At 43.9% G+C, this 2,941-nt stretch carries 2 protein-coding genes; one reads left to right on the forward strand and one right to left on the reverse strand.

Going from position 1 to position 2,941, the window contains the following annotated elements:
* Window positions 1-70 precede the first annotated feature (70 nt).
* Window positions 71-703 carry a DNA-3-methyladenine glycosylase family protein gene (locus tag ACTXGO_RS11895; RefSeq protein WP_443542297.1) on the forward strand — a complete coding sequence of 211 codons (633 nt, stop codon included), beginning with the start codon at window positions 71-73 and terminating at the stop codon, window positions 701-703.
* Window positions 704-754: 51 nt separating this feature from the next.
* Here ACTXGO_RS11895 and ACTXGO_RS11900 read toward each other — a convergent pair whose 3' ends face one another.
* The gene (locus tag ACTXGO_RS11900; protein ID WP_443574669.1) at window positions 755-2,689 is read right to left on the reverse strand and encodes a mechanosensitive ion channel family protein; all 1,935 of its coding nucleotides are present in this window, start codon (window positions 2,687-2,689) and stop codon (window positions 755-757) included.
* Between the last annotated feature and the right edge of the window lie 252 nt (window positions 2,690-2,941).

Below are 2,941 nucleotides of genomic sequence, written 5' to 3' on the forward strand. Positions count from 1 at the left end.
AAAAGGACTGCTCTAAGCGGTCCTTTTTTATATTATGAGGTAAGGATTTAGCGAGGTTAAAGATAAGCTTATGACTATAGAGACGATTGAAAATTTAGCAACACTACAAGCTCATATCGAGGCTTTGATTAATATTGAACCTAGATTTGCGCCTATGTATAGCGCCGTTGGCGTGCCGAGCTTAAGACGTAATGATGGAGGCTTTGAGCAATTAATGCGCGCGATAGTCGGTCAGCAGCTATCGGTAGCAGCGGCTAGTAGTATCTGGCAGCGACTAGTAGATACTCAATTGACCACACCGCAAGCTATACTAGCAGCAGACGATGAATTACTGCGTGCCCAAGGACTGTCTCGACAAAAAATCCGTTATGTACGCTCTTTAGCTGAGCATGATATAGATTTTAAGACTTTAAAAACCTTGCCCGATGAAGAGGTCATCAAAACCTTGACCACTGTGGTAGGCATTGGTCGCTGGACGGCCCAGATGTATTTACTATTCTCTCTAGGACGCGCTGATGTGCTCGCTGTTGATGACTTAGCGATTCGAGTGTCGGCAATGACGCCTCTAGAATTAGTAGAGCGACCAACGCCCAAACAGCTGCAAACACTGAGTCAAGAATGGTCACCCTATCGCAGCGCTGCCAGCTTGCTGCTGTGGGCACATTATGGCTGGTTGCGTGATAAAACTGCGGTGCCTGTTTAAGTCGCTCCTAGCTGATAATTAGGTTTGCGCATTACCTTTGTACGAAAACAACTAAGGCTTATGCCAAGGCTGATTCCACATGGACAGTGTCGGTATTTTGTGCGCACGCTTAAATTTGCGTTTGGCTAGTTTAAATGCCGTCAGTTGCTTGTTTCTATGATGACTGGGTTTACTGTTAGATACGGTATTCAAGCTTTTATCCGTATCTGCTGAGCTGCTTACACTTAAATCAGTATCTACTGTTTTTTCATCAGGCAATTGGTTTGGTTCTTTACTATTCTTATCAGTATCTATAGCTTCAACAGTCTCGTCATCGTTGTTGCTTTCAAACTGTTGTTCTAGCTCTTCTTGATGCACGATTAACTGCTGAGTAGGTAGCGCGTGCTCGACCTTATACTTTTTGACCAGATTTAGGATATCAACGAGCAAGATATCTTGCTTACCATAAAACTCGATAACGTCGACAGAGTTGACATAACCACGCAATTGAATAATGTAGCAGTCTTGACGTAGCTCTAAAATATTAGCTTGGTTCCATTCTTTGTTGGTCAATTCATGCTCATTCAAAAAGCTGTCTAAGTCTTTGACCATTTTGAATACGACATCGATATCGGCGTTGCGCTTAATATATAAATTATGCAAAAAGTGGAACATATCGCGTGAGGTAAAGTTCTCAATTTGCATCGATGAAAAATCGCCATTAGGCACAGTGACTACTGTGCGGTTCAACGTACGCACTCGCGATGAGCGAATGCCGATATCGATGACGGTGCCTTCTTGATCGCCAAATTTGCAATAATCGCCGATACGTACTGGCGAATCCGCCACCACTACCACACTACCAACGAGGTTCTCTATCGTCTTTTGTGCGCCAAGGGCTAGCGCCAAACCACCCACACCTAAAGCGGCGATACCTGTAGTTAGATCAAAACCTAAATTGCCAAAGATGACGATGACTGCAAATATCAGCAGCAGCGCTTTGACCACTTTGCGTAGCAGTCCTAAGATGGAGACGCGCTCTGTGTGATTCTTTCTATAGCTTAGATTGACCGCACGGGTAAAGATGGCATCGATAATACGTAATAGCAGCCACGTAACCGCAAGCCAAGAGGCGACCTCAGTGAAACGGTTAATCGGCTCACGAAGGGTCACTGAGACACCTGCGTAAATCATGACCTCTGACAATATCATCGACATAATGACGATAGATAATGGCAGTATTACTTTGTCAGGCATTGGTAGCGGTATACCGCGCACGCGTGGATAGGCTAGTCTCAACAAATGATAAAGCACCCATACCACGATATAAGTCAGCAAAAAACTACCTATAACCAGTATGATTGCAGCGGCCAAATCTGCAAGCTGATAGCCAAATAATTGCTCATCTTCTAAAGACTCAAAACTATATTGTGATATCAGTGTCGGCTCAGTATCCTCTAACACCTCAGGTATCGAGCTTAGCGTATCTGCGGAGAACTGCCAGTATTGCTTGCCTTTGTCTGATACTACTCGCTCAAGCATCAGCGGTACGCTTTTATCATTAATATTGATCGTACCGACTTTTTCTTGGCTTGGTGGCAGCTGGTCTGTCAGATTGCCCTCGGGGACATTGCTAATCTGCAAGTCTGGTAAAAACCGGCCGCCGCTGTCTAATGCTTGTTTAAACTGGCGTACCATAGTCGTTGGATTATCAGATTTGGATAGATTGAGGTAGTTGCTTGCCAGCAAAAAATCGTTTTGACTCAGTGCGCCAATAAACCCTTGTACCGTCAGCCGCGGCGTATCACGGCCAAAAGCATCTGGTATCGGGGAACGCGCCTCCTCTTGAGGCGTATCAACGCTGAGCATGCCACTGTCTGCAGCCCCCGCCGCAGTAGGCAACGCCAAAGTGAATAACATCGTTAGCGCTAATGCTATTGCAGCAAAGACTTTGTACATAGATGATAATGAGTGCGCCGCAGATTGAGAATGATGCTCAGTAGACAAAACAAACCTCTTGATACAGTAAATGATCGTAAAACGGATAAAAATGGAGACTAGTAAGTGATAAAGAGTCGATATGATAACAATTATTTATGACGCCAGTGCTTTTGATTGAGTAGTTTTTGGAGAATCATGTTTTTATACCTTACTTTATTCTGTTAGGTATAAACGCGCAAAATTATAAATTGGCTCTGTCTAAAGAACAAAACCCTTTAAGATGAAAGTTACTCATCTGATACTGAGAAGATATTAGGT

The organism is Psychrobacter sp. T6-1, assembly GCF_052258445.1.